Genomic DNA, 24599 nt, shown 5'->3' on the forward strand with positions numbered 1-24599 from the left:
ATCGCCTGCCGCCAAGGAGCATCGCCATGCTCGACGCACGCCTCTGGAAGCCCCTGCCCCCCGCCACCGGCTCCCCTGCCGACGCCACCGGTTCCGCTGCCGCAGAAGCGGACGGCGGGCGCGTGCAGTGCCGCCTGTGCAGCCATTACTGCGTCATCCCAACTGGGGAAACGGGGCGCTGCGGCGTGCGGGTGAACCGCCCGGACGCGCATGAGCCCGGTGAAACCGGTACCGGCAGGCTGTTCACCCTGGTGGGCGACAACGTGGCCGCCGTGAACCTGGACCCGGTGGAAAAGAAGCCGCTGTTCCACTTCATGCCGGGCACGCTCACCTATTCCTTCGGCACCATGGGCTGCAACCTTTCGTGCAGCTTTTGCCAGAACTGGTCGCTGTCGCGCCCACCCTCCGAGCAGGGCATCGTGCGCGGGCAACGCACCACCCCGGCCAAGCTGGTGGCCGAGGCGAAAGCCAGCGGTGCGGCTTCGGTCTCGTTCACCTATTCCGAGCCCACCATCTTTTTCGAACTCATGAGCGACACGGCCGACGCCGCCCGCGCGGCGGGCCTTGCCACCATCATGGTCTCCAACGGGTTCCAGTCGCCGGAGTGCCTGGCCGAACTGGAACACCGCATCGACGCCGCCAACATCGACCTCAAGGCATTCACAGAGCGCTTCTACGCCGAGCAGTGCGGCGCGCGGCTGAAACCCGTGCTGCACACCCTGCGCGCCATCGCCCGCATGGGCTGGTGGCTGGAGGTGACCACCCTGCTCATCCCCGGCCTGAACGACGGTCCGGACGAATTGCGCGACATGGCCCGGTTCATCCACGACGAACTGGGTCCCGACGTGCCGTGGCACCTTTCGCGCTTCCACCCTGCCTACCGGCTGACCGACCGGCCGCCCACGCCCCCCGCCACGCTGGAACGGGCCTGGGAAATCGGCCGGGGGGAAGGACTGCGCTTCGTCTATCTGGGCAACATGCCGGGCCACCCCGCCGAATCCACCCATTGCCCCGCCTGCGGCGCGCTGTTCGCCGGGCGCGAAGGCTTTCACACCCATCTTCCCGCCTCGCCAAGGTGCGCCCGCTGCGGGGCCGCCATGCCGGGCGTGGGCTGGGACACCCCGGAGAACTGATGCTGCTGATATACACCGGCAACGGCAAGGGAAAGACATCGGCCTGCGTGGGCCAGGCCATCCGCGCCCTGGGCCAGGGAATGGCCGTGGCCTTCGGCCAGTTCATGAAGCGCTCCGGCCAGGCGGGCGAACAGGTGATGCTGGAACGGCTGCTGGGCGAACGCTTTCGCGCGGGGGGCAAGGGCTTTCTGCGGCGTGAAGAGGACCGCCCGGCCCACCGCAAGGCCGCGCAGGACATGCTGCAATGGGCCGGGGAAACCCTGCCCGGCGTGGACATGCTGGTGCTGGACGAGGCGCTGTACGCCCTCGGCTACGGCATCGTGACCCGCGAAGAACTGGAGCACCTGCTGGAACTGGCGGAAACGGAAGGGAGGCACCTCGTGCTGTCCGGGCGCGGCCTGCCGGACTGGCTGGCCGAGCGGGCCGACCTGATCACCGAGATGACCGAGGTGAAGCACCCCTGGCAAAAGGGCGTGCAGGCCACCAGGGGCATCGAGTTCTAGACGGGGCGCGCCGTGGCCCCCGGCTGCGGCGTGGGCAGGGGTATGGACGCACGCCATGCGGGCATGCCTTCAGGCAGCGCCACCGTGCGGAAATCATTGCCGCTGGCGTGCGCATGCCTATATATTGTACGTACGCATCGACCCCTTTCAACCCGAAGGAGGCGCTATGGAACCCCTCGCCATGACCTCGTTCACCGGAGCTTCGGGCAAGACCTACACCTTCGCGGTGTACCCGCTGGGGGCCACCCTGGCCGACTTCAGCGGGGTGTTCATGTTCGCCAGAAAGCCGCAGGCGGTGCTGGACATGGGCTACAGCCCCATGTTCATCGGCCACGCGGCGGAACTGGGCAGCCACCTTGGCACGCACGGCCGACGCGCCGCAGCCGTGGGCCAGGGGGCGGACTGCCTGTGCGTCCACCCGGCCGATGACGCGGAGCGCGCCGCCATCGCCAACGATCTGCTGCAATCGCACCCCACCCCCTGCAACTGACGCGCAACGCCACGCGCGGGCGCATCCCGGCCCCGCCCCACAACAGCAAGCCCCCGCCAGCATCGCCAGCGGGGGCTTTGTCATGCGGGCGGAAACGCCTACGCGCGGCCCGGATGGACCAAAGAAAAACTCCGCAAGGGATGCCCGCGCCAAACACCTGCGCCAAACGCTTGGGCCAGACGCTTGGGCCAGACGCTTGGGCCAGACAGGCATCCGCGCCGCCGCGCCTACCCGGCCATGCGCCGCACCGCGTCGAGAAAACGAGAGCACAGCGCCTCGCCCATCAGCGCGCGTTTGACCGGGCCAAGGCGCAGAAAGCCGCCCACCAGTCCGCGCATGAACTCCTGCGTGCGGCTGTTGGGGTTGTCGAACACCAGGTTCTGCAGGGTGCCGCGCTCAAGGCTTTGCAGAATGACCCGCTCGAAGCTGTCGGCCGGGTGCAGTACCTTGCGCTCGCGGGGGTGCAGTTTCAGCGCGCCTGTGGGGCACTTCAGGGCGCAGGCCCCGCAGCCCAGACAGTAGGCCTCGTCCACCAGGCAACGCCTGTCACGCTTGCGGCCGCCGGGCGGCACGGGCAGCGACACCGCGTCGATGGGGCAGGCCCGTTCGCACAGGCCGCAGCCGTTGCACAGGCTGGCGTCGCACCGGGCAATGAACGACGAGGTGACCAGCACCCCCGCGTGCCCCCACTGGCGAATGCCCTGCATGAGATTGCAGCAGCAGCTGCAGCAGTGACAGATGAACCCCACGCCCTGCTGCACGTTGTCGGCGGACAGGGTGAAGCCGAGGTCGCGCGAGCGGGCCAGGATGTCGTGCATGGCAGCCTTGTCGATGCGCCGCGCGAAGCCGTGCCGGATCAGGTATTCCGCGCCGGAGCCCATGGAAGTGCAGGTTTCCATGTCCACGTCGCACTGGCGGGTGCCGAGATGGTGCTTTTCATGACGGCACGAGCACAGCCCCACGGCGAAGGTGCGGTTCTGCTCCACCAGCGCGGCGGCGCGCTCGTAGTCCAGGATTTCCACGTGGTCGCCCAGGGTCTGCTGGTGAGGCAGGGCACGCATGACCGAAACGCGCTGCCCGTCGCCGAAGTTGGCGTCCAGAAAGGCCCGGTCGCCGAACATGTAGTCGTGGAACAGTTCCGCCCAGCGCTTGCTGGGCAGTGCGCCGCCGGTGCGCATCATGGTGAACTCGAAGATGCCGATGACTATGGGGCTGATCATGTACAGGCAGCCGTCGTCGGCGTCCGGGGAAGCCGGGGCGGCGTGCGTGTGGGCGTGTGGGGCGTGGACATGGGGATGGGAGTGGACGGCATGGGTATTGTCATGCGGGTACGGGTGCCCGGCATGGCCGTGCGCCGACTCGCCCAAGCGCTCGGCGGCATCACTTGCATCAGGGGCGCGGTCGCCGTCCTCCCGGATGTCCAGCACCAACCCCTTGTCGCACAGCCGGTCCAGCAGCGGCTGCAACCGGGCGCGGTCCATGCCGGTGACCCGCGCGAGCCGCCCGATGGACGACGGGCGGTACGGCATGCGCACCACCAGTTCCGCTTCCTCCGGCGTGTACAATTCGCGCAGCATGGCGTGGAAGGCGTCGTTCCACGGCGTGCGCACCGGCGTGTTGTCGATGGCGTGGCCGAGGCGGCGGTAGATATCCCTGGCGGCGATGTGCCCCATGTTCGGCTCCGGATGGGTACGATGGAGGTGGCGGGAAGACCGTGCGGCCGCTGAAGCATCAGGCCCGAACGGCTGTGGGAATGCCTTCGCCAGACCGCAATGCCCCATGCGGGCGGGGGTGTCAAAGCGCAGTCCGTTGTCCGATCATCCCGGCAAAGGACACGAACAGCGCCACCCCGCAGGCAAACGAAAAGCCCCCGGCGGCACGCAACCGACGGGGGCCTTCAGGCTTCGGGACACGGCCGGAGCCGTGGCGGGCCGCCTAGCGTTCGCGAAAAACGATACGGCCCTTGGTCAGGTCGTAGGGAGACATGGCGACGCGCACCTTGTCGCCGGGCAGGATGCGGATGCGAAACTTGCGCATTTTGCCGCACAGGTGGCTGAGCACGGTATGCCCCGTCTCCAGTTCCACCCGGAACAAGGTGCTGGGCAGGGCTTCCTGCACAACGCCAGCAACTTCGAAATAGTCGTCCTTGGGCATGTGGTCCTCCTCCGGCTTGTGGCGCGCGTTCGCGCCGAAAAGAAAAGGTCCCGCCCGAAAGGGGCGGGACCCGGTCCAGACGATGGGGAGCGAAGACCTACCAGCGGGGCTGGCGGGGAGCGCGTTCCTGCGCTTCGTTCACCTTCAGGCTGCGACCCTGGAAGTCGCGACCGTCCAGGGCTTCCATGGCGGCGCGGGCACCGTCGTCGTCCATTTCCACGAAGCCGAAGCCACGGGGACGACCGGTTTCGCGGTCCATGATCAGGGCGACGGACTGCACTTCGCCGTGGTTGGAGAACAGGGCGCGCAGGTCGCTTTCGCTGCTGGAGAAGGGAAGGTTGCCGACGTAGAGCTTCTTGGACATGTGTGATACTCCGGAATTTTCTCAGGCTCTTCTTTTCATCTGTCCGGAGCTTTGCACATGCGAAGATCGAACGAGGGAAACAAGAACGCTGCCAATTGGTAAGGAAAGGCGTAAATACGCATCTTCCCCACCGCCGTCAAGCGCGCCGCCCGAAAAATAACGCGATGCCCCACGAAAAATGTCGTCGCGCCGAAAAACATCCCGCCACGGTTGATGCATGGCGCATGACCGGAGAGCTTCGGGGGGTAAAAAAAGGGGCGCCAATGGTGCGATGCGCCGCGTACCTTCTTGGTCTCGCGCGCGGACGCCAGGATCAGCCACGCACGGCCCGCATGGTGACGCCGAAGCGATGCCTCCGTGCTCCGCGTGAAGCCAGCGCCTGGCCGCAGGCCATGGGACGCAAAGCCCCCATCATGCCCGCTGCCGGAACCTGCATCAGGACCGCCGTCTGACGCCCGCCCACCCTTTTTCCTTGCGCCACGACACGCTTTCGACTATCTGACCACCGTACGCCACGGCGAGAACGCCATGGCCCCACCGGAACGTAGCGCAGCCTGGTAGCGCACCTGCCTTGGGAGCAGGGGGTCGCTGGTTCGAATCCAGTCGTTCCGACCAGTAAATACAATGGCTTACGGCATGGTCGTAAGCCATTTTTCAGTTTAGGGCATACAGTTAGGGCATACAGCCTCCAAAGGGCGCATGAAGGCCCTTTCAGAAAAATGTGTCCTTTCGGGTCATTACCCAAAGCCTCCTCCTCCCCGCCAGTGCAATGAGCTTGCACGACCTTGCACGGGGTTGCACACCGCGCAATGAGCCACAGCGGGCGATAGCCAAGGAGGCCCAAGGAACACGCCGGGGATTGCACCCGGAGCCCGGTTGCACAATCGCGCTCGAAAAAGGCCGAAGGTTTGGGGCGGAGGAGTGATTTTTTTCGGGGGGCGCTGGGTTTTCGCGGGCGGGCTGGGAACGCAGCGCGGCGCATGACGGCTGCGCCACCTGGTGGGCGATTGCCCGCGCGGGGCGGGCGCGCCGGGAGAAAATGGAAAGGGCCGGGAGTGTATCCCGGCCCTGGTTCGTTCATGGGGTAGTGCGCGTGGCCGTGCAACGGTGTGCAACGGCATTGATGCCTACGTGATCAGGCTGCCACCTTGGGCTTGGCCTGAAGCGAAACGCCCATGGCCCCGAGCAACTTGACGATGGTCCCGTAGCGAGGCTGGGCACCAGGCGCGAGGGCCTTGTACAGGCTCTCACGGCCGAGGCCCGAGTCCTTGGCAAGCTGGCTCATGCCCCGGGCCTTGGCCACGTCGGCAACAGCCGCAAGGAATACGTCCGGGTTTGGATCTTCGAGCGCGGCCGAAAGGTATTCGGCGATGGCTTCTTCGCTGTCGAGGAATTCGGCAGCGTCGAATCTAGCAATCTTAGTCATGGCTATCCTCCAATTCCCGCGCCAGCTTCTTGGCGAGCACGATATCACGCTTCTGGCTGGACTTGTCGCCACCCGCGAGCAGCAGGTAGATCGTCTCGCCCCGGCGAGTGAAGTAGACCCGATATCCCGGCCCCGCGTGAATGCGCATTTCGGAGACGCCCTCGCCTACCGGTTCGCAGTCACCGAAGTTGCCCGCCTCAGCCGACCGTATCCGCACGAGTATCCGGGCCTTTCCCGCCGCGTCCTTGAGGCCGTTCAGCCACTTGGCGAAAACATCCGTGCGGAAAAACGTGTTCATGCGGTATGTGTATCCATTTGGATACACTTCGTCAAGCATCTTGACGCTCCGAGCCTTCTTTCATCTCACGCGACGGCATACGATCCATGACGCCCAGCAGGCGCGCGCAGGCCAGCTCCGCATACTCCGGCGACAGCTCGACGCCCAGGTAGCGCCGCCCGGTGCGCAGGCACGCCTCACCGGCGCTGCCGCTGCCCGCGAAGGGGTCAAGCACCACCCCGGCCGGGGCGGTCACAGCCAGCAGGTCCTCCAGGAGCGGGACCGGCTTTTCGGTGAGATGGATCTTGCGCGCCGTCTGCACGTGGTGGCGGTAGACGCCGGGCGGGCACGTGCGGGTGTGCATGACCGGCTTGCCCTTGCTGCCGGTGATGACGAACTCCGCGTCCCGCTTGAAATCGCCCAGGCTGGGCCGGGCGCTGGGCTTGTGCCAGGTCACCACGCCGCGCCACATCCACCCGGCCGCCTGCAGGGCGTCGGTCATGGCGGGCAACTGCCGCCAGTCGGTGAACACCATGATGCGCGCCCCGTCGCGGGCCACGCGCCAGCACTCCGCCAGCCACAGCGATGCCCACAGGGTGAAGCTCCGCTGGTCCCGGTTGTCGCCGATCATGGCGGGGTAGGACCGCTTCGTGTTGCTCTGCTGGTACTTCTGCGCGGGGTCCGCCTGCCGTGCGGCCATGGTCATGCCGCCGCTCGAATAGGGCGGGTCGGTCAGGACGGTGTCGACGCTGGCGTCGGGAAGGGTGCGGAGAACGGCGAGGGAATCGCCCTGAATGAGGGTAGCGCGGTCAGTCGAGAGGATGGTCTGCATGCGAGGCTCCTTGCCGTGGCTCATGGCCATCCGGATTGGGCCTCGCGGGCCTCACATGGTTGTCCGCCCGGCAGCGCGGGCAGCGGATATGCAGGTGTACGACGACTCCACGGGCCAGCAGCTTGCCGCAGTGCCCGCAGCGGATCTCGTCCGATGTCACGCCGTGATGCCTCCTATGCGCCCTCGGTGGGTGCCCAGCCGGGATGCGTGGTTCGCCACCGCGCCGCCTTCCGTGATGGCCGTCGTGGTGGGGTGGGTGTGGGAGGCCAGCACATCGAGCGCCGCCTTGATTTCGTCCAGGCAGGCCAGCAGCTCCACGAACAGGCTTACCCCTGCCCCGCTGCCGGATGTCGACACGCACGAGATGGTGCCCGCCTTCAGCGCCAGGTTGGCCGCCTCTATGGTGCGGTCGCCCCCGGCCTTTTCAGTGCTGCTGCCGTCCACCGTTAGCTCGTGGTCGCCGCCCACCGTGCCGGACTGGTTGCCGTCCACGGCCACGGTCCTGTCGCCGCCGATCTGCGTCTGCTGGCCGCCCTGCACAGCCTCGCTGCGGCCCCCGGCAACGGTGATGTACCGGCTGCCCTTCACCGTGCTGGCGTGGTCGCGGCCCACCGTTTCGGTGGCCGCGCCCGCCGTGGTGTGGCTGGAATCGCCCCCGGCGGTCAGGTTCAGCGCGCCCAGGGTGCCAAGGTCGGCCCGCAGCCCGGCCAGCAGGGTGAGCACCGCGCCCGTCTCCACAGTGTACGTGCCCTCCACCTCGGTGGTGGAATGCTCCGACACGCGGCGGATCTCGCGCGCCACCTCGGTCACCGCCTCCATGGCCCGGACCAGCCGGGTCTGCGATTCGTCGGTGATGGCCGCATCGGTCTGGCGGGTCCAGTTGCCGTCCGCGTCGGCCCGCTGGAACACGGCGGGCGACTGCTGCGCCAGCCATTCGCGCGGGGCCACGGACGGCAGCGACGTGCCCATGGGGTACACCTGCCGGATGATGGGATGGTCCGGCCTGCCGTAGGCAAAGCCCACCACCACCAGCGCGCCCGGCTCCGGAAAGGCGTAGGTTCCGCACTCCTGCCCTGCCCCGCCGGGCACCGGCAGCGGCACCGCCGGAAACACGGGGAAGGCCGGGTCCGGCTCCAGCTCCGGCGTCAGGATCTGCACGTCCACGGCATAGCGCGGCCGGAACCGTTCGCAGGTCACGCCCTCGCCGGGCTGGTCCGCGATGGCCACCACCCGGCCGTACCTGTCCAGATGCAGCCCGCCGGACAGCTCCGGAAACAGCCGCAGCACCGCCGCCCTTATTGCGTCCTGCATGTGACCTCCATCTGGTGCCCGGCGAACCGCACCGCCGTGACGCGCCCGCCGTCCAGCACCGCGCCGGGGCGCAAACCGGGGATGGCCGTCACCGTGCGCGCGCCCGTGGCCATGGTCTTTCCCCATGCCTCGTCCGGCAGATCCACGGCGCGCCCGGCCCAGCGGGAATCCGCCCACGCCCCCACGAACACCTGCCCGTCGCCCTGCGCCTGCCACACGTAGTCCTCGATGCCGAACACCTGCCCCAGCTGCGCCATGCCGTGGAAGCCGGATCCCACCGCGCCGAAGTACGGCACCCGGGTGGCGGCATACGGCCTGTCCGGCACGATGAAGCGCACCCGCGCGGCCTGCGCGTAGGCGGCCAGCACCTCGTGCAGCGTGGGGTGGCGCAGCGCCAGCGGGATGGCCACGTCCAGCCGGGCCGACACCTCGCGGCAGAACAGCCGCTGCTGCGCGCCGTCCACGGGCGTGCACCGCTCCACGTCGCCGCTGAAGAACAGGGTAAGGGCCGCATCCCAATGCCAGCCCATGGCGAACGACACCTCGCCGGAAAGCGGGGCATCCGCCCGCACCTGAAACACGGCCCTGCCGGGCCGGTCCAGATCCAGGCGCACGTCCTCGCTCACCAGCGGGACTTCCGCGCCCGCCACGGTCAACCGCTTTTGCAGCCTCATTTCCCGGCCCCGCTGCCCGTGCTGTCATAGTCGCCCAGCGCGTCGCTGGCGGCCTTCAGCTTCTTCTCGAACCACGTCAGTTCCTGCGCCGGTTCGGCATCTTCCGGTGGCGCCACGGCCTGCCCGGCGTTCTGCTGGGCGGTGGCCGCCTTGGCTGGCTCGCGCGCCTCGGCCCGCTCCGGCACGGACACGTGCTCGGACAGGCTGAAGGACACCAGCCAGCAGCGGCGCTCCTCCTGCTCCTCGGCCTTGAAGTCGCCGGTGAACCGCCCCTGCCGCATTCCGGCCGCGTTGGCCGTGCGGTTGGTGACGGTGTAGATGCGCCCGTCGCCGCCGCTCTTGGCCTCTGCCACGCGGGTCAGGGCGCGCAGATCGTCCTCGTCCGTGAACCGGATGAAGATCTTCGCCTCCAGCTTCTTGGCCTTGGTGCCCTTGCTGGCCTTGGACGTGCTGCTGGTGTCGCCGCTGGCGTCCTCGTCCTTGAAGGGCAGGGTCATGGAGGCGACCAGGCCGAAGCCCGGAATGGTGAAATCGTCAAGGCGCAGAAAGCTCACAGGATACCCTCCAGCGGGTTCTCCAGCCCGAAGGCTTCCTTGTAGTAGGCCACCTGCCGCTTGGTGCCGTACCAGCACACGGCCGCGCAGCACTTGAAGGCGGCATCCATGGGCGGCGCGAACTTCACCAGCAGCTTGGCCAGTTCCACGGCCAGCCCTTCCAGGTACACCCCGAACCACCCCGGGTCGCTGCCGGTCATGGACCCGTGCAGCGCATCAAGGTCGGCCTGCCGGGCAGCCATGGCCGCCTGCCGCTTGGCCCCGAACGCGCCCAGCCGCGCAACCGGCGACGTGCCGACAGCGGAAAGCCCCTCCGCCATGGCCAGTTGCCCGCCCAGCGCCCGCGACGTGGCCAGCCCCGGTCCACCCCGCTGCGGAGACGATGCGCCCCACGCCGGATAGCCGGGCGCGGCCGGGATGGTGAACTTCTGCCGCTCAAGCCCGGCCAGCCCACCGGCGCGGCGCTGCGCCTGCTGCAATTCGGTGATGGGGAAGACGCCGTTGAACCGGCCCAGCGAAGTGGCAAGGCCGCCCTCGTCCGGCGCGGCCATGACCAGCAGCACCATGGCCGTGTCCATCTCCGTGAGGTCCGGAAGCGCTCCGGAGGCCAGCAGATCTTGCGCCTCGCCCATGCGCCCGGCCACCGCGCTGATGGCCCCCTGCGGCGTCAGGTAGGCCCGGTCGCCCCGGCGCTGCCCCACGCCCTGCTGGTACGGCGTGACCGCGATGTACGGGCACGGGCTGGCCAGCATGCCGGAGGCTTCTGTACGCAGATCCGCGGTCTCCTCTCCGCCGGGGGGCGGCCCCTCCGGCAGGCCCAGCCCGGCAAGGGACGCCGCGCCGCTGGCCACGGTGGACCCCACCGCCCCCAGCGAACCGGAAAGCCCGTCGCCCACCGCGCCGATGCTGGCCGGGGGCGTGAACGTCACGGGTTGCCACAGCATGGACCGCTCCCCCCGCTGCTACGTCGGGTAGCTGACCACGATGGCCAGCACGGCGGGCACCGGGGCCGCGTCAGCCTGCGCGGCCAGCAGGGCCTGTTCCAGTTCCACCCGGCGGGCGGTCAGCCGCGCCACCAGGTATTCCAGCCCTTCGGGGTCCGAGACGGCCATCAGGGCCGAGCCCACGGCCACGCCGGTGGCGGTCGCTTCCGCACCGGCCAGCACGCCCGCAAGGGCCGTGTCGTACCCGGCGCGGATCTCGCGCGCCTTGGCGGAAGCAACCGCGTCCAGCGTCGGATCTGGCCGATCTACGGTTATAGGCTGACCATCCGGCCCGGCCAGAATGACCAGCCCCTGCGCCTGGGCAGCCAACAGGGCCGCATGCTCGTCAGCCGAGATGGGCACGGCATCTTCGGGAATGTCATGATGCATGCCATCGCGGTAAAACCAGCCCGAAGACGGGGAATAGTAGTGTTGCATGCAGCCTCCTTACTTGCCGATGGCGAGATAGAGAAATGGTTGCGGTGAGTTAAGCGAGTTTTCAGCGACAAATCCCCCCTGCGTTTTGGAGGAAATGACAACATGACTATAACTGTCGGCTGTCGGACCAGAGACCGGAAGCACGACAAAGCAGGCGTTGGGGAACGCCACAGGAAACGCATTGACGGGAGCTGTGGCTGCGCTGCCTGTGCTTGCGGATGCGGTGCCCGCCCCCCACTGGAGAATGAGGCCGCCGGGCAACTTCTGCCATCCGTTGTCGCCATGGCTTTGCGACCAATCGCTGCGGTCCACCTTGCCCGCCAGCGTGGTGGCCAGCGCGGCCCAATCAAGCTCGCCTGTGTTCACCACGGCATCATAAGCCTTGATGCACGGCAGCCAGTTGACGGACTTGGGGCGTGCTTCAGTGCCGCCCACGGCGTTGGTCTCCGGGGTGTCGGTAATGCTGCCCGTCTGGTCGGTGATGTAGTTGGACTTCGTTTGGCCGGTCGCCTTGGCGCCGTAGAAGGTGCGCGCCGAGGTGGGGTACGGGACGCCGGTCAGGTGGCTATGGCTCTTGTTTTCGTCCGCATCGTACTGGCCCAGGGCGCGCCCCCCGGCCGGGTACGCCGCGCGCGCGAAGTCGCGCCAGCGCGGGCAGCGGAAGGTGGTGGCCCCGTCCCCGCTGGAGAACTCGCCCACCGACGACTGCACGGCGGCCTTGGCCTGCCATGCCGCCTCGGTGATGATGTTGCCGCTGGCCTGCGCCACGGCCCACAGTTGCGGGTACGCCTCACGCAGCAGCAGCGGCCCGTCCACGATGGACAGACACCCCGCAGGGGGCGTCGTGCCGGGAAACAGGAACGGCATGCCGATGGGCAGGCCGGATACGCGCAGCAGCGCCGCCTCCAGCTCCTCGTGCGTGACCGCGCCCATCTGCTCCGGGGCGATGCCGATGCGGCGGGGCCGCAGATCCGTCACGCTGCCGTCGGCCTCGATGCGGGCCACCTTCTCGCAGTAGTGCTGGGTGTTGTGCGGCGCGGCCGCAACGTAGTCCGGGCTGTCCGTGCCGATGGCCAGGCACAGCGGCGTCACCATCGTGACCACGTCCGAGCCCTGCCCCTGCATGGAAACGTCCAGCCACACCTCGCACGGGGTCACGGTGGGCACCACGGGCGCGGGATCCTGCAGCGCGGCGCGGATGCCCTCCACGTAGCCGCGCCCGGCCTCGAACCGGTACGCCCCGCCGGTGTGCGTCAGCAGCCAGCCGTCGTCCAGAAACGCGGCGCGCCCGTAGATGTCGCGGTTCGACAGGCGTTCGCGCTCGTCGATGCCCTTCAGCCGCACCGTGAAGTCCAGCTGCCACACCGCCGCCTCGACGGTGATCTGCGTCAGCTCGCGCGCGCCGCTGAACTCCAGCAGGAAGTTGCGCGTCAGGTTGTTGCCCTGGGTGTTGGTGGCCGGGTCATACCGGCGCTTCTCCAACCGGGGGAAGGTGGCCACGGCCACCAGCGTGGCGTGCTCGGTGCAGTACAGGCCCTGCCAGTTGAACGAGAACGGCCCCACGTCGCTGCCCAGCAGCGCGGAGTACACCACCTGGTTGGGGGCGACAAAGGCCCGGTACTCCTGCGGGATGGGAAACTCGTGCACCACGTTGGCCGTGGGCACGCCCTGCGCGGGGCTGGCGGGCTGGGTGTGATCCTGCCCGGGCACGTCCGCGAAGATGAACCGGTCTATGACAAGGGGGGTGCCTTCCGCCTGCAGGCGGGCAATCAGGGCCTCCCCGGCGGCGGTCAGGGTAACGCTCATGCGTGGGCCTCCGTGGTGTGGTGGCTGTTGTCGAACGCGGCGGCGCGCATGCCCGCCGTGACCATGGTAAGGGGGTTGCTCACGGCGCACACCGTGGCGTGATCGTCGTCGAAGGCGCAGGCGGCAACGCGCACGGCCTGCGGAATGCAGCTGATGAAGCGGTAGCGGCGGCAGGTGCGGCCATACTCCTGCACGATGATCTCCAGCACGTTCTGCTGGTCGGGGAAGGCCGTGTCGTCCACCACCACGCCGATTACGTCCCAATCCTGCCCGGCCACGCGCTCTTCCAGCGCCACGCCTCCCAGCTCCAGCCGCTGGAAGATGCGCCCCCACCCCGCCACGCTGCCCGCGTCGCGGGCGTTGGCGTAGGCATGGGCCACACGCAGGCGGTACAGCCGCTCCGGTTCGCCCTGGTAGGTGGTGACGTTGCGCTGCCAGGCCAGCAGATCCAGCACGGTGGACGTGCAGGTAAGCGGGTCCAGCTGGCGGGCGGGCAGGGCCGCCCATTCGCCAAGGCGCGTGAACCAGTTGTGCGCGGCCCGGGCGAGCTTGGAACACTCCTCGCCGCCCATCCAGAACGGCAGGCTGGGCTGGTCGAGCTGGGGCAATTCGCTCATGCCCCGCCCCCAAGGGTAACGGTCAGGCTGCCCAGCACCGGCAGCTGCAGCTGCGCCACGATATCAGCGCCCACGGCCCCGCCCTCGCCGTCGTGGGTGAACTCCACGCTTTGCAGATCGGGCAGCGCCGCGTGCAGCTCCTCCGACAGGCGCGAGAACGAGAACCGCGAAAGCGGCAACGTCCTGGTCATGGGGAAGTCGGCATTCTCGCGCCACGCGCAGCGCACCCGGTTCTCCACGGCCAGGCGCAGGGCCTCCGCCCGCGCCGTGCTGGCCGTGGCCACCGGGTACACCGTCACGGCCAGCGCCACCGGCATGGCCGCCATGGGCATGCACAGCATGTCGTCGCCGTGCCCATGGTTGCCGGAGGCCCGCACGTAGGCGTTGATGGTGTCGATGAACTCCTGCGGCGGGATGCCGCTTTCCACCATCACGTGGCAGTTGGCCGTGCCCGGCCCGCGCGGCCCGTCCTTCTCGAAATGCAGGTAATCGGTGCGCACCCCGGCGAACTCCGCGATCAGGGCGCGGTATGCCGCGTCGTGGTGGTACTGGCCCACGGCGGCGAACTGGTTGCGCGCCCGCAGCCGCAGCGATTCGTCGTCCTCGGTGTCCGCCCCGGGCGAGGTCAGCCAGTCGGCCCCGTTGGTCACGGCCGTGATGCCCGGCACCGGCCGGATGAGGATGGAGTAGTAGCCCGGCCCAAGGTTCCACGCGGCTCCGGCCTGTTCGGCCTGCACCGGCACGGCCAGCGACAGTTGCCCGGCGGGTATGACGGCTTCCGCCACGGTGGCCACGCGGTAGGTCACGTCGTTGATGGGGGGCGATTCCACCAGCGTGCCCGCCGGGATGGTAAGGGCTCCGGTTGCCGTGGCCCGCGTGAACGTGACCACCCCGGCGGCCGTGGCCGCCGCCTTGCGCTTCACGTCCACGCCCCAGGCGAACACGTCCAGCCAGGCGTCTGCTGCGAACCGCAGGAAGGTGTTGGGCAGGGCGTGCTCCACCAGCAGGCCCACCAGCCACTGCGCCGGGGCCGTGACGATGGCCGAAATCAGCCGCCAGAACGGCGACCACGCGCTGTTGTTGGTGATCTGGCTGCCCTCGGCCGTGTTCAGGGCGTCCCACTGCTGCTGCATCTCGGCCTGCGTCACCGGCATGCCCGACTCGCGCAGCATGAGGGTAAACAGTTCACGCGCGGCGCTGGTGATGGCCATTGCCCCCTCCCGTTCGCTTTCTCCCTTGACCGGGTGTAACCAAGATGGTTACGCCTTCAACACGAGCAGATGGAGGCAGCATCATGCGTACCCGCACCAGAAAGCCCGCGCACCCTGGGGGAATCCTGTTCAGGAAGCACATGGAACCGTTGGGCATCACCATCACCGAACTGGCGCACCGCCTGGGCATTTCGCGCAAGGCGCTTTCGGCCATCGTCAACGGGCGCGCGTCCATCACACCGGACATCGCCCTGCGCCTTTCCCGGGCGCTGGGCACCACGCCGGAACTCTGGCTGGGTATGCAGCAGGCGTACACCCTGTGGGAAACCGCCAATACCCGGATGGAATGGCGGGACGTGCAGCCTCTCAACGTTGAAGATATTCGCAAACTGCGCCCGCTCACCGACGGTGCGCGCAGCCGGGGCTTTTCCGACGCCCAACTCACCGCCAACGCGGAAAGCGACCCCGACAACCCCCTTCTGAATGAAGCGTTCTGGGAACATGCCCGGCGAGCGTCCCCCGCCTGCAAGACGCCTCGATAGCCCCTCACCTCACGCCCCCAGCTGCAGCGAAATGCTGCCGTATTTCACGGTGGTGGCCGTCAGCCAGTATTCGCCAAGGGCTGATTCGCTGATGACCGTGGTTCCGGGCACGATGCGCTCGTCGTCGTCCACGGCCATGGTGATGCGCACCAGGTTGGTGCGCCGCGCGCGGGCGTCCCGGTTGGCGATGATGTCCACCAGCAGGCCGCTCTCGCGGATCATGTGCTGGATGTCCTGGGCGATGGAGGCCCGGCCATCGAGCAGCACGGGCTGCCCCCCGGCGTCCAGCGTCACGTCATCCTTGGAAATGCGCAGGTCGATGTACTCGGCCATGGTCTACCCCGCCTGCAGGGCGGCCCATTCGTCCAGTTGACCGGGCGTCATGGGCTGGTCGGCGTTGATGGTCACGCTGCCGATGGTGGTCTGGCGCGTGCGGCCCTTGTTGATCTGGTTGGTGGTGGCCTGCAGCAGCCCACCGGCTGGTATGGCCGGGGTGCGGGCGGCTTCCAGCGAGGAAAGCGGGCCGGTGGCCGACGCGGAGGTCAGCGCGGTGGCCGTGCTTTCGATGGCGGCCTGCGGCGCGCCCGTGGCGGCGCTGATGGCTGCCGTGGTGGGCGTGGCGGCCAGACCCAGCTTCTGCTGCAGCCAATCCCACGTTTCGCCCAGGGCGCGGAACGGAGCCATCACGGCATCTATGGTCTTCATGAGGGCCTGGCCCCACGTCGTGTCCAGGAACGCGGCCTTCAGATCGTCCCACCAGTAGACCAGCGCTCCCACGGCGGCGATCAGCGCCACGATGCCCAGCACCACCCACGTGGTGGGGTTGGCCCACAGGGCCGCGTTGAACAGCCAGGTGGCCGCCGTTTGCAGGCCGGTGAGCTTGGTGAGCAGCCCGAAGGTGAACGCCACCAGCTTCAGCGGCCCGCCAAGCGCCATCAGCGCGATGCGGTTCACCGCCACCACGGCGGTGAAGATCCCCATCACGGTGGCCAGCGACATGACCGCAATGGCCCCGTAGCCCACCCACCGGGCAAGGTTGGGGGCAAGGTCGATCCAGCGGACAAGGTTCTGCAGCACGTCCACCACCTTGCCCACGATCTCCTCCAGCGGCGGCAGCAGCTTCTGGCCAAAGCTGCCCGCGAGCACGTTGACCGTGCCGCCCAGCCGCCCCCAGATATCGGTCATCCTGGCGGCCATGCTGGTCACGTTGTCCATGCCCTTGATGTTGGCGATGTTCGCCATGTTGGCCTTCAGCCCGTCCGTGTCCATCATCAGCTGCTTGATCAGCGACACGGCCTCGTCGGACCCGAACGCCTTCTTCAGCTGGTCGCTTTCGGCCACGGACAGGGTGTCGCCGAACTTGCCGCGGATCCTGTCCAGGATGTCGACCATGCCCAGCATGTTGCCCCGGGTGTCGGTGAACGTCAGGCCCAGCTCCTTCTGGGCCGTGCCCACCCCGGCAAGGAACGCCTTGTACTTGGTGCCGGATTCGCTGCCCGACATGGTGGCCTGCAGCGTGCCGAGGATGGCCATCTGCTCCGCAGCGCTCCGGCCCGCCGCCGTGGCGTTGGCACCCAGCGCGGTGAACGCGGCGGACATTTCCGCCCCGGACGACTTGAACAGGCCCACGGCGTAAGCCGTCTGCCCGGCGATCTCCTCTACCCAGCGCGACTTGCCCATTCCGTCAGCGGTGTTCTTGAAGATCCCGTACATGGTGCCCATGTACGAGGTCATGGTTGCCACGTCGGCCTTGGACGCCTTGGCCAGAACGCCGGATGCGGCGGTGAACCGGGCCAGCTCCCTGTCCGTCAGCCCGTCGATGGCCGACTGGATATCGTACCCGGCCCGGATGACCTCTGCGGCGCTGCCGCCATAGGCCATGGCGAACTTCTGCGCCTCGGCCTGCAGCACTGCCAGCCCGGTATCCGACCGGCCAAGGCTGGACACCTCGCCCAACGCCCGGTTCAGGTCGATGGCCGGGGCCACCATCTGGTGAATGGAGTAGCCGGTGGCCACCGCGCCCAGCACGCCGTCGCGCGCCTGACCGAACTGCCTGCTTGCGGATCCGGTCAGCTTGTCCAGCGAGGAGCGCAGTTGCCCCAGCTTTCCCGATGCCTGGTCCTTCATGCCGATGGCAAATTCCAGCCGCTCCAGCTTGGTGGCCATGCCCTACCCCCCTATCCGTTGAACGCCTTGGCGATGCCGTTGCACACGGCCACCGTCATCTTTTCCCAATGGTCCCGTTCCAGCCACAGCGCCTCGGCCATGGCCTCCGCGTCCACAGCGCGGCCGGGGAACCACCTGCGGGACAGCGCGACGAGCTGCGCCGCGCCGTTCTCCGCAAGGGCCGCCGCCCGCGCCTCTACTTTCCCACCTCGATCTCGATGTCGGGCGTGTAGTCCTCGAACAGCTTGCTGGCGATCTGCACGGCCATGCCGGGCAGCTGCAGCAGCTCCTGCAAGGCCGCCTTGCTTTCGTCGGCAACGCTGCGCGTGCACAGGTTCTGCGCCGGGCCGACCTTGCTGGAAGGCTGCAACTCGTTGATGTAGCGGTTGTAGATCCCGAGGCTCATGTTGAAGGTCAGTTCGCGGCCGTTCACGTTCAGCTTAATAGTCTTGTCCACGGTCATCTCCTTGTGTCGGTTGCGATTCACGCCGGGCACCCAGCAGCGCGGCCAGAACGTCGGCGATGCGTGTCTGCAGGGCGTCCAGAACGGCCCCGCCGGAATAGGCGGATACGGATGCGCAGGCCACGCGGGCCGTCTCGGGCAGCGAGGTCAGGTCCACCAGGATCAGGTTGGTCACTACCCCGGCGAACAGCGCCACCAGGACGGAGCAGAACCACGCCCACAGGCTGCGTTCCCCGCACTTTGCGGCGCGGGCCATACCGCCAGCCACGGACAGGGCAAGCACCAGCCATGTGCTGGCCAGCCACTCTTTGACCTCGGTCATTTGCCCTGCCCCGTGGCGGTATCCTCCGCCCATGCCCGTAATTCCGCCTTGTCGGCATTGCATCGGTTCACGGCTCCTTCCAACTGCTTGGCGAACCCCGACAGATCACCGTTGGTCACGCCGCTCCACTCCGGAACCGCCGTCTCCCGTGTCAGCGAGGCCGGGGGCAGCACCCGCTCCGTCACCGGCACGGGCACCCGTTCCACCCTTGCCGAACAGCCGGTGCACGGCAGCAGGCACAGGCACAGCATCCCAAGCGCGAGTAGCTTCATCATTCTGCACCTCTTCCTTGTAGGCGCGCAGGGACGCCGCCTGTTCCCTTTCCAGAGCCTCCACCTTTCTGTCGCGGCGGATGATGGCGTCGTCCCGGACCTTGATGTCACCGCGCAGCAGCGCAATGGTCTGGGCGTTGGCCTGCCGCGCCTCTTCCAGGGTGGCCACCGACCGGCGCTCCGTCTCCAGGTTGCCCCGCAGATCCTTGATGGTCTCCGCCTGCCACCACAGGGCCAGGCACAGCACGGCGGCACCGGCAACGATGGCCAGCAGCCGGTTCACGCCATCCCCTTGGCGCGCCGTATGGCCGCCGCGTAGGTGGCCGGGGCGTAGTGGTCCGCCCAGCCCCTGCCGTTCTCGTGATCCACGATGGCGCGCATCAGCGGCTCCAGGTTGTCCTTCACGCTGATGGGCGCGCCGGGGGCCACGCCGATGCGGGCCGCCACGTGGGCGATGTAGCCTTCGGTGTCGTTCTCGGTGTCCGGGGCGTACTTGTTCAGGATGCCCCGCACGGTGTTCAGGCCGTCGCGCTCGTACTTCAGCAGCACCTTGGCCAGCGCCCGCAGGCCGTCCTCGTCCCGCACGAAGGTGCAGAAGGCGGAATCGGTCTGCGCGGCCGCCAGCCCTTCCCACGGCGAACCGTGCCGCAGGTTGCCGGGGTTGTTGTTGCGCACGCCACGGGGGGGATTGTTCCGGTCGATCATGCTTCCAGCTCCTTTTGGCAGGTGATGCACAGGCGCACGCCGGGCACCGCCGCGCGCCGGGCCTGGGGTATGGGGTCGCCGCATTCCTCGCAGGTGGCCCGGCTGGTCAGACCGGTCAGGCTGGTCCGCTGCGCGCCGCGCGCGGCGTGCAGGCGGGCCAAAGCCTCCTGCCGCAGGATGCACTCGCGTTCGGTGGCGATGTCCGCTGCGTCGGCCATGCTAGTTCTGCGAGCCCATCAGCCCTTCCGTGTCCGCCTTGGACAGGTAGGGCACGCCGTTGATGCGGATGAAATCCGGGCTGGTGACCATGTATTTCAGCTTGGTCACGTGCTTCTCGCCGCCCTTCTTGTCGATATCCAGCAGCCCTTCGACCTTGAACTTGCAGCCGAAGGCCTCCACCTTCATTTCCTCGCCGTCGCCGGTCTTGGCGTAGAAGAGGATGTCGAACACGGGCAGGTCGCGGTACGACCCGGCGCTGTTCGCCGCCTCGCCCAGCAGGCGCACGCCCGTGGCGTCCAGCTCGATCTCGCCGTCGGCCTTCGCGTCGCCGGAAACCCAGCCGTTGGGCACGCCGTTGTCCTGGGCCACCTCGGTGTTGTCCTCGATGTTCAGCGATGCCTTGGACACGGTGATGGCCAGCGTGCCGATGGTGATGTCGAAGTTCTTTCCGCTGATGCGCTGCATGTGCTCACCCCCTCTAGGCGTAGTTGGTCAGGTCCAGCAGGATGTTGCAGGTGATGGACTTGGGGCAGTTGTAGGGCCGGACGGCCATCCAGATTTCGACGGCGTACTTGCTGGGCCACGTGATGACGATGTCGCCTTCCTTGGGCGGCTCCACCTCGCCGGGGAACACCTGCCCGAGGATCTGGCGCGACCGGCTCATCTCCCGCAGCGGCCGCATGAAGTACATGGCGGCCGCCGCCATGCTGCCGGGGGTGTTGTTCAGGCGTCGGTCGGCCACGCGGGCCACGGCCAGCGGATAGACGCGGCGCATGGCCTTCTGCACCACCCGCAGGTTTTCGACGGCCTGGTAGTCGCCGCCGGGCACGTCCAGCACGTTGCCGTCGGTCCAGTAGACGCCGGGGTAGTCCGGGTACCACTGCGGGGCGGAGAACCGCGCGGCGTCCAGCGCCGAGATCACCGACATGTCCAGGATGCGTCCGTTCTTGTCGGTGGGGCGCACGGACCACCCCTCGCCCAGCAGCGGGCCGGTGGCCACGCGCATGGGCGAATCGGCCACGGTGACGGCGCTGTTGCACAGCCGCCCGGCATACGCGCCCAGCTCCGGCCCCCAGATGGTGGCCACGGGGTTCACCTGGTCGGCGGCGATGTTGCTGGTCAGGGGGCGGACGGCATCCAGCCAGTCTTCCCACGTCTCGGTGGGCAGCGGCCCCCGGCAACGCGGGATGAAGAACAGCGGGCGCATGTAGCGGGCCATGATGCTTTCGGCCTTGGCCTGCATGGCCTCCAGCTCCGTGGGCAGGGCCACGGCATCGGTGATGACGATGGCCTCCACCGTCACCCGCTCCATGGCGAAGTCCACGGCATCGGCCCACGTGTCGCCGCTGGCCAGCGGGATGGCGCAGCCGTTCCAGTTCTGCCCGGCGTTCAGCCGGGCGGCGGCCACGTGGGTTTTCAGGTCCGAATCGGCGCTGCCGAACACCCCGTCGAGGTCCGTCTCGGTGTTCAGGGTGATCAGCTTGCCCTCGTTGGTGCCCGCGCCGCGCCCGACGAACAGGAAGTAGTTCTCCACTTCCTCCAGCGGGCCCTGAATCAGGTTCAGGTTGTTTACCTGCACGCTTCCGAGCATGGGTGGTCTCCTATCCGGGCACGCGGCCCAGCACGTTTTTGGCCAGCCGTTGGCACATCCTGTCCGCCTCGGCGGCCGTCACGCCCAACGCGGCGCGCTCGGGCACCGTGTCGCGCCATTCCTGCACCCCCTTGGGCTTGCCGGTGCGCATCAGCCGCAGCACCAGGCCCGCCTGCCCGAGGGTGAAATGCTTCTCCAGCCACATCACGGACACGCGCCGCGTTGCCCTGCCGCCGCCCTTGCCGGGCACCGGCAGGCGAAACCCTTCCCGCAGCAGCGCCTTGGCCTGCCTGCGGGTGCACCGGGCCTTGTAGTCCGGCACGCCGTAGGCCCGCGCCGCGCGCTGCGGCCCCCACTCCTCGCCCACGCCGTGCTGGTGCCGGTAGGCGATCCGCGCGTCGCGCGGGTTCTTCCACGAAACAACCACCCCGCCATCCGGCCCGCGCGGGATGATGGCCAACGTCCTTGCCAGCCCGGTAAGCATGGCCCGCTTGTCCCGCTTGTCGCGGCGCTGCGCGAAGGGCGCGCCCTCCACCGTCTCCTGCTTGCGGATGTTGCGCCGCGTCTGCGTGCGCACGTACCCGGCAAGACGGCGGGCATGCTTGCGACGGTCGCGGATCTCGCCGCCAAGGGCGTCGATCTGCGTATCCAGCCGGGCCGACCGGCCATGGTCGGGCGAAACGGAAAAGCTAACCTGCATCGCCGCCCCCGCGCCGCGCGCCGAAGGTGAACGAACCCGCCGCCACGATCTCTGGCGCGGCCACGCTCCAGCGCCTGCCGTCAAAGGGCACGGCCCCGTCCGGGTCTTCCACCACGGTGATGCGTTCCTCGAACTCCACGGCCAGCTCCACGTCGCAGGTGCGGGCATCGTTGATGTCCACGTCCAGCTCCGGCTCGGCCAGCCCGTCGCGGTCGCCGTCGTGGTCGGCCAGCCAGCCAAGCACGATGGCCATCAGCGTGGGGCCGTCGCCCGCGTAGCGTTCCAACCGGATCACCGCGTCGTACTTCCACACGCCCACTTCCAGTTGCGCGCGGCCATCGGGCGTCATGCCCAGGTCGCGCCCGGTGGGCTGCAGCTCGCCCTTGTCCGCAAAGGCGTGCGCCTGCTCGCGCGGCAGGCGGGTGGTGGTCAGCAGGTGTTCGACGAGGGATGAAATCTTGCGCATGCCCGCCTCACACCAGATCCGCGTCGATGCGCCCGCGCCCGCGCAGATCCGCAATGGCGTCGTGCGCCCAGGCATAGAAGCGGTCGGCCACGTCCGGGCCTTCCTTGGCGTCTTCGCGGGCGGCCTCGCGCCGCTCCACGGTGGCGAACTGGCCCAGCAGCAGCGCCTTGGCGTGGCAGAACACCGCCCGCTTGAAGAGCCGCGTTGCCTCCCCGGCCATGCCGAACACGGGCACGGCATCAAGGCTGGCGAACCCGGCCGCCTCCTGCGCCGCGCGCCACGCCTGCAACTGGCGCATGGCCCACAGCCGGGCCAGGCCAAGGTGGTCTTCCACCAGCGCCGCCGCGTATTCTGCGGGCAGCCGGTACACGCGCTGGAACTCGCCCACGGAAAGGTCCGGATACCAGCCGTCACCCGGCAGGGTGACGGTGGAGGGCTGGTCGGTAATGGCGCTGAAGCTCATGGCGTGGCCTGTTGTGTCGTGTTGGGGGCGGGCCCGGGCGTGCGGTCACCGGCACCCTGTGCCGTGCTTCCGCCCGGGCCGCCCCGGCTGGGTGGAGGAGTACCTAGCCCGCCCCGTCGCCGCCCGCCGGTTCTTCGGGGGCGGCAGCGGGTGCGGGGTCATTGCTTTCTTCATCGCCGGGCGCGGGCTGCCCGCCATCGCGGGCCAGCCGCTTGCGCACGCCGTCCAGCGCGGTCTTCACCTTGGCCCCCAGCTCCAGCGCGCGTTGCAGCTCGCGCTCCGCCGTGGGCAGGTCGCCGCCCTGCTCGGCCCGCAGGCCGAACAGCCGGTGGAAGCCCGCGCGCACCTTGTCCGGCACCTCGCCGCCGGGTTCCACCAGCGCCTGCGCCTGCGACAGGTACGGCTCGAAGTCGTGCCCGGCGTCGTGCTGGCGCTCGGCCCACGCAGCCACGGCAGACGCCACGAACAGCGGCACGCTGGCGCGGAAGCGTTCCGGCAGCGGCAGGCCCTGCTCCATGGCCCACGCGGCCACGCGCAGGCCCTCTTCCATGCAGCCCGCGTCCAGGCACCACACAAGGTAGTAGCCCAGCAGCTCGTGCCGCTGGCCGTCGGCCATCAGGCGCGCCGCATAGTCGCGGTACTTGGGAATGAGGGTGTCGCGCTTCAGGTCGATCTTGCGTTCGACGGAAGCGATGGCAGACAGCGCCGCCAGATCCTCGGACAGCGAGGCGGAAAGGAAGGTGCCCAACTGGCTGCCGCCCAGCAGGCCACGGGGCGCGGCGGGCATGGCCCCCAGCACCACGGCCCCGGCCCCTATCCGCTCGCCCGGCACGCCGGTAACCACGCGCACGGCCTGCTGGTGCTTGCGCATCAGGCTCATGGCTAGGCCCACCCGCTCGCGCCGTCGGGCAGCTTCACGTTGTCGAACTCCACGGCCACGAAGCGCTCGGGTGTTTCCACCACGTAGCCCTCGTTGCGGCTGTTGTAGTCCTCCACGCGGTCCTTCTTGGGGTTGTCCTCCACCTTGCGGCGCCACGAGCCGTTCTGCAGGTAGACGGAAAGGTTGTCGTAGCTGGTGACCACAAGGCCGCGACCGGGGAAGTTGCTGGGGGTGTCCCACGCCAGCCCGCCAAAGGTGGTCAGCGCGTTGCCCAGCAGGGCCTTTTCCGTGGGCTTGCCGCCCACCACGGCGAACAGCGCGGCCTTTTCCTGCGCGATCAGGTCGGTGCCGATCAGGGCCACCAGGTTCTGGCGCATGTAGGTGGGGATGCCCTGCAACAGGTCGTGCACGGCAATGTCCAGGTTGGCCCAGTCGCCGCCCGCGCCGATGCGGATTTCACCGGCGGTCGCGCCGCCGCTCAGGATGTTGCCGGGCAGGTTTTCGCGCATGTACTGCATCCAGCCCTTGTTCACGTCCTGCATCAGCGGGAAGGCGGAAAGGTCGGTATCGGCGGCAGCCGAGCGGCCGTGCCAGCCCACCAGTTCGCGGTCGTTGGCCATGCGCTCCTGCACGTAGCGGGAATACCGGTCGCCCATGTCGGGGAACTTGGACCACGCGTCCATGGTGGCGTAGCGCAGGTAGACGTCGGTGTTGGTCTGGACCAGCTTGTAGCGGTAGGGCTTCAGGCCCAGCACGTTGCGGGGCGTGCGTTCCTTGTCGGCGCTGGTGTCCGTGCGGCCCGAAACGGGGCCGGTGGCGGAGCCGAGCAGGGTTTCGCCTTCCAGGTCATCCACGGGGATGGTGTTGATCTTCGGCAGGAAGGTGGACCGCTCCACGATGGCGTCCTGCAGGCGCTGTTCAATGGTGGGCGAAACGGAAAACTGCTGGCGCACGCTGGGCACGCCATAGGTGGCGGCCATGCGGCTGCACAGGGTGTCGAACTTCTTGCGGGTACTTTCGCGCATGTGGGTTCCTCC

35 protein-coding genes and 1 tRNA gene are annotated in these 24599 nt (G+C 68.5%); 5 read left to right on the forward strand and 31 right to left on the reverse strand.

What is annotated here, in order from left to right; translation table 11 throughout:
- The first annotated feature begins 26 nt into the window (after nucleotides 1-26).
- From amrS to RVX_RS09075, 3 genes are all read left to right on the forward strand, one after another.
- The gene (amrS, locus tag RVX_RS09065) at nucleotides 27-1133 is read left to right on the forward strand and encodes an AmmeMemoRadiSam system radical SAM enzyme (RefSeq protein ID WP_116305615.1); all 1107 of its coding nucleotides are present in this window, start codon (nucleotides 27-29) and stop codon (nucleotides 1131-1133) included.
- Nucleotides 1133-1636 (forward strand): cob(I)yrinic acid a,c-diamide adenosyltransferase, encoded by a 504-nt coding sequence (locus RVX_RS09070; protein WP_116305616.1) that lies wholly within the window; start codon nucleotides 1133-1135, stop codon nucleotides 1634-1636. Before amrS ends, RVX_RS09070 begins: the two co-directional genes overlap by 1 nt.
- 166 nt (nucleotides 1637-1802) lie before the next feature.
- Nucleotides 1803-2126 (forward strand): hypothetical protein, encoded by a 324-nt coding sequence (locus RVX_RS09075; RefSeq protein WP_116305617.1) that lies wholly within the window; start codon nucleotides 1803-1805, stop codon nucleotides 2124-2126.
- A gap of 227 nt (nucleotides 2127-2353) precedes the next feature.
- Here the strand turns inward: RVX_RS09075 and RVX_RS09080 are convergent, their stop codons facing one another.
- From RVX_RS09080 to RVX_RS09090, 3 genes are all read right to left on the reverse strand, one after another.
- On the reverse strand, nucleotides 2354-3799 hold the full coding sequence (locus RVX_RS09080) for a 4Fe-4S binding protein (RefSeq protein ID WP_116305618.1): 1446 nt from the start codon (nucleotides 3797-3799) through the stop codon (nucleotides 2354-2356).
- Between the two features lie 262 nt (nucleotides 3800-4061).
- Entirely contained in the window at nucleotides 4062-4280 is a 219-nt protein-coding gene (gene infA, locus RVX_RS09085) for a translation initiation factor IF-1 (protein ID WP_007521359.1), read from the reverse strand.
- A gap of 97 nt (nucleotides 4281-4377) precedes the next feature.
- A complete protein-coding gene (locus RVX_RS09090) occupies nucleotides 4378-4644 on the reverse strand; it encodes an RNA recognition motif domain-containing protein (RefSeq protein ID WP_007521357.1) in 267 nt (88 codons plus the stop codon).
- Nucleotides 4645-5182: 538 nt separating this feature from the next.
- Here RVX_RS09090 and RVX_RS09095 point away from each other — a divergent pair.
- A tRNA-Pro gene (locus tag RVX_RS09095) sits at nucleotides 5183-5259 on the forward strand.
- A gap of 520 nt (nucleotides 5260-5779) precedes the next feature.
- Here RVX_RS09095 and RVX_RS09100 read toward each other — a convergent pair.
- Genes RVX_RS09100 through RVX_RS09155 form a run of 12 tightly spaced genes read right to left on the reverse strand, consistent with a single transcriptional unit; the run spans nucleotide 5780 to nucleotide 14773 of the window.
- Nucleotides 5780-6070: an addiction module antidote protein gene (locus RVX_RS09100; protein WP_116305619.1), complete on the reverse strand. Its 291-nt coding sequence runs from the start codon at nucleotides 6068-6070 to the stop codon at nucleotides 5780-5782.
- Nucleotides 6063-6368, reverse strand: coding sequence for a type II toxin-antitoxin system RelE/ParE family toxin (locus RVX_RS09105; protein WP_116305620.1), 306 nt, complete (start codon nucleotides 6366-6368; stop codon nucleotides 6063-6065). The genes RVX_RS09100 and RVX_RS09105 overlap by 8 nt, the downstream gene beginning before the upstream one ends.
- Nucleotides 6369-6399: 31 nt before the next feature.
- Nucleotides 6400-7203 carry a DNA-methyltransferase gene (locus RVX_RS09110; protein ID WP_420192303.1) on the reverse strand — a complete coding sequence of 268 codons (804 nt, stop codon included), beginning with the start codon at nucleotides 7201-7203 and terminating at the stop codon, nucleotides 6400-6402.
- Nucleotides 7157-7339, reverse strand: coding sequence for a Com family DNA-binding transcriptional regulator (locus RVX_RS09115; RefSeq protein WP_116305621.1), 183 nt, complete (start codon nucleotides 7337-7339; stop codon nucleotides 7157-7159). The genes RVX_RS09110 and RVX_RS09115 overlap by 47 nt, the downstream gene beginning before the upstream one ends.
- Nucleotides 7336-8490, reverse strand: a complete 1155-nt coding sequence (locus tag RVX_RS09120) for a bacteriophage T4 gp5 trimerisation domain-containing protein (protein ID WP_116305622.1) — start codon at nucleotides 8488-8490, stop codon at nucleotides 7336-7338. The genes RVX_RS09115 and RVX_RS09120 overlap by 4 nt, the downstream gene beginning before the upstream one ends.
- The gene (locus RVX_RS09125; protein ID WP_172596556.1) at nucleotides 8475-9164 is read right to left on the reverse strand and encodes a hypothetical protein; all 690 of its coding nucleotides are present in this window, start codon (nucleotides 9162-9164) and stop codon (nucleotides 8475-8477) included. The genes RVX_RS09120 and RVX_RS09125 overlap by 16 nt, the downstream gene beginning before the upstream one ends.
- Entirely contained in the window at nucleotides 9161-9718 is a 558-nt protein-coding gene (locus RVX_RS09130) for a DNA-binding protein (RefSeq protein WP_116305623.1), read from the reverse strand. Before RVX_RS09130 ends, RVX_RS09125 begins: the two co-directional genes overlap by 4 nt.
- A complete protein-coding gene (locus tag RVX_RS09135) occupies nucleotides 9715-10662 on the reverse strand; it encodes a hypothetical protein (RefSeq protein WP_116305624.1) in 948 nt (315 codons plus the stop codon). Before RVX_RS09135 ends, RVX_RS09130 begins: the two co-directional genes overlap by 4 nt.
- An 18-nt stretch (nucleotides 10663-10680) precedes the next feature.
- Nucleotides 10681-11139 (reverse strand): phage tail protein, encoded by a 459-nt coding sequence (locus RVX_RS09140; protein ID WP_116305625.1) that lies wholly within the window; start codon nucleotides 11137-11139, stop codon nucleotides 10681-10683.
- Nucleotides 11140-11148: 9 nt separating this feature from the next.
- Nucleotides 11149-12945, reverse strand: a complete 1797-nt coding sequence (locus RVX_RS09145; protein WP_230404508.1) for a phage tail protein — start codon at nucleotides 12943-12945, stop codon at nucleotides 11149-11151.
- Nucleotides 12942-13562 carry a phage tail protein gene (locus tag RVX_RS09150; protein ID WP_116305626.1) on the reverse strand — a complete coding sequence of 207 codons (621 nt, stop codon included), beginning with the start codon at nucleotides 13560-13562 and terminating at the stop codon, nucleotides 12942-12944. Before RVX_RS09150 ends, RVX_RS09145 begins: the two co-directional genes overlap by 4 nt.
- Nucleotides 13559-14773, reverse strand: coding sequence for a baseplate J/gp47 family protein (locus tag RVX_RS09155; RefSeq protein WP_116305627.1), 1215 nt, complete (start codon nucleotides 14771-14773; stop codon nucleotides 13559-13561). The genes RVX_RS09150 and RVX_RS09155 overlap by 4 nt, the downstream gene beginning before the upstream one ends.
- Before the next feature lie 83 nt (nucleotides 14774-14856).
- On the opposite strand from RVX_RS09155, the gene RVX_RS09160 reads away from it, so the two are divergent.
- On the forward strand, nucleotides 14857-15315 hold the full coding sequence (locus RVX_RS09160; protein WP_116305628.1) for a HigA family addiction module antitoxin: 459 nt from the start codon (nucleotides 14857-14859) through the stop codon (nucleotides 15313-15315).
- Between the two features lie 9 nt (nucleotides 15316-15324).
- Here RVX_RS09160 and RVX_RS09165 read toward each other — a convergent pair whose 3' ends face one another.
- The 16 genes from RVX_RS09165 to RVX_RS09240 form a co-directional block, all read right to left on the reverse strand.
- Nucleotides 15325-15648 carry a DUF2590 family protein gene (locus tag RVX_RS09165; protein WP_007521332.1) on the reverse strand — a complete coding sequence of 108 codons (324 nt, stop codon included), beginning with the start codon at nucleotides 15646-15648 and terminating at the stop codon, nucleotides 15325-15327.
- Nucleotides 15649-15651: 3 nt separating this feature from the next.
- Entirely contained in the window at nucleotides 15652-17481 is a 1830-nt protein-coding gene (locus RVX_RS09170) for a phage tail tape measure protein (protein ID WP_116305629.1), read from the reverse strand.
- An 11-nt stretch (nucleotides 17482-17492) separates the two neighbouring features.
- Nucleotides 17493-17627 carry a DUF6890 family protein gene (locus tag RVX_RS09175; RefSeq protein WP_371682108.1) on the reverse strand — a complete coding sequence of 45 codons (135 nt, stop codon included), beginning with the start codon at nucleotides 17625-17627 and terminating at the stop codon, nucleotides 17493-17495.
- 50 nt (nucleotides 17628-17677) lie between these two features.
- On the reverse strand, nucleotides 17678-17944 hold the full coding sequence (locus tag RVX_RS09180; protein WP_116305630.1) for a putative phage tail assembly chaperone: 267 nt from the start codon (nucleotides 17942-17944) through the stop codon (nucleotides 17678-17680).
- Complete coding sequence (locus RVX_RS09185; RefSeq protein WP_116305631.1) at nucleotides 17922-18266, reverse strand: phage holin family protein; 345 nt, start codon at nucleotides 18264-18266, stop codon at nucleotides 17922-17924. The genes RVX_RS09180 and RVX_RS09185 overlap by 23 nt, the downstream gene beginning before the upstream one ends.
- A complete protein-coding gene (gene lysC, locus RVX_RS09190; protein WP_230404661.1) occupies nucleotides 18263-18472 on the reverse strand; it encodes a hypothetical protein in 210 nt (69 codons plus the stop codon). The genes RVX_RS09185 and lysC overlap by 4 nt, the downstream gene beginning before the upstream one ends.
- A complete protein-coding gene (locus RVX_RS09195) occupies nucleotides 18372-18821 on the reverse strand; it encodes a hypothetical protein (protein WP_172596557.1) in 450 nt (149 codons plus the stop codon). The genes lysC and RVX_RS09195 overlap by 101 nt, the downstream gene beginning before the upstream one ends.
- Nucleotides 18818-19243, reverse strand: a complete 426-nt coding sequence (locus RVX_RS09200) for a hypothetical protein (RefSeq protein ID WP_007521324.1) — start codon at nucleotides 19241-19243, stop codon at nucleotides 18818-18820. Before RVX_RS09200 ends, RVX_RS09195 begins: the two co-directional genes overlap by 4 nt.
- On the reverse strand, nucleotides 19240-19461 hold the full coding sequence (locus RVX_RS09205) for a TraR/DksA C4-type zinc finger protein (RefSeq protein WP_116305633.1): 222 nt from the start codon (nucleotides 19459-19461) through the stop codon (nucleotides 19240-19242). The genes RVX_RS09200 and RVX_RS09205 overlap by 4 nt, the downstream gene beginning before the upstream one ends.
- Nucleotide 19462: 1 nt before the next feature.
- The gene (locus tag RVX_RS09210) at nucleotides 19463-19927 is read right to left on the reverse strand and encodes a phage protein (protein WP_007521320.1); all 465 of its coding nucleotides are present in this window, start codon (nucleotides 19925-19927) and stop codon (nucleotides 19463-19465) included.
- 13 nt (nucleotides 19928-19940) lie between these two features.
- On the reverse strand, nucleotides 19941-21053 hold the full coding sequence (locus tag RVX_RS09215; RefSeq protein ID WP_116305634.1) for a DUF2586 domain-containing protein: 1113 nt from the start codon (nucleotides 21051-21053) through the stop codon (nucleotides 19941-19943).
- A gap of 10 nt (nucleotides 21054-21063) precedes the next feature.
- Complete coding sequence (locus tag RVX_RS09220; RefSeq protein ID WP_116305635.1) at nucleotides 21064-21753, reverse strand: virion morphogenesis protein; 690 nt, start codon at nucleotides 21751-21753, stop codon at nucleotides 21064-21066.
- Nucleotides 21743-22219: a phage tail protein gene (locus RVX_RS09225; RefSeq protein ID WP_116305636.1), complete on the reverse strand. Its 477-nt coding sequence runs from the start codon at nucleotides 22217-22219 to the stop codon at nucleotides 21743-21745. The genes RVX_RS09220 and RVX_RS09225 overlap by 11 nt, the downstream gene beginning before the upstream one ends.
- Nucleotides 22220-22226: 7 nt before the next feature.
- On the reverse strand, nucleotides 22227-22682 hold the full coding sequence (locus tag RVX_RS09230; RefSeq protein WP_007521314.1) for a head completion/stabilization protein: 456 nt from the start codon (nucleotides 22680-22682) through the stop codon (nucleotides 22227-22229).
- A gap of 103 nt (nucleotides 22683-22785) precedes the next feature.
- Complete coding sequence (gene gpM / locus RVX_RS09235) at nucleotides 22786-23562, reverse strand: phage terminase small subunit (RefSeq protein WP_116305637.1); 777 nt, start codon at nucleotides 23560-23562, stop codon at nucleotides 22786-22788.
- Nucleotides 23563-23564: 2 nt separating this feature from the next.
- Nucleotides 23565-24587 (reverse strand): phage major capsid protein, P2 family, encoded by a 1023-nt coding sequence (locus RVX_RS09240; RefSeq protein WP_116305638.1) that lies wholly within the window; start codon nucleotides 24585-24587, stop codon nucleotides 23565-23567.
- Nucleotides 24588-24599: the final 12 nt, after the last annotated feature.

The sequence above is a fragment of the Nitratidesulfovibrio sp. HK-II genome (assembly GCF_003402415.2).
Taxonomy (GTDB): domain Bacteria; phylum Desulfobacterota; class Desulfovibrionia; order Desulfovibrionales; family Desulfovibrionaceae; genus Cupidesulfovibrio.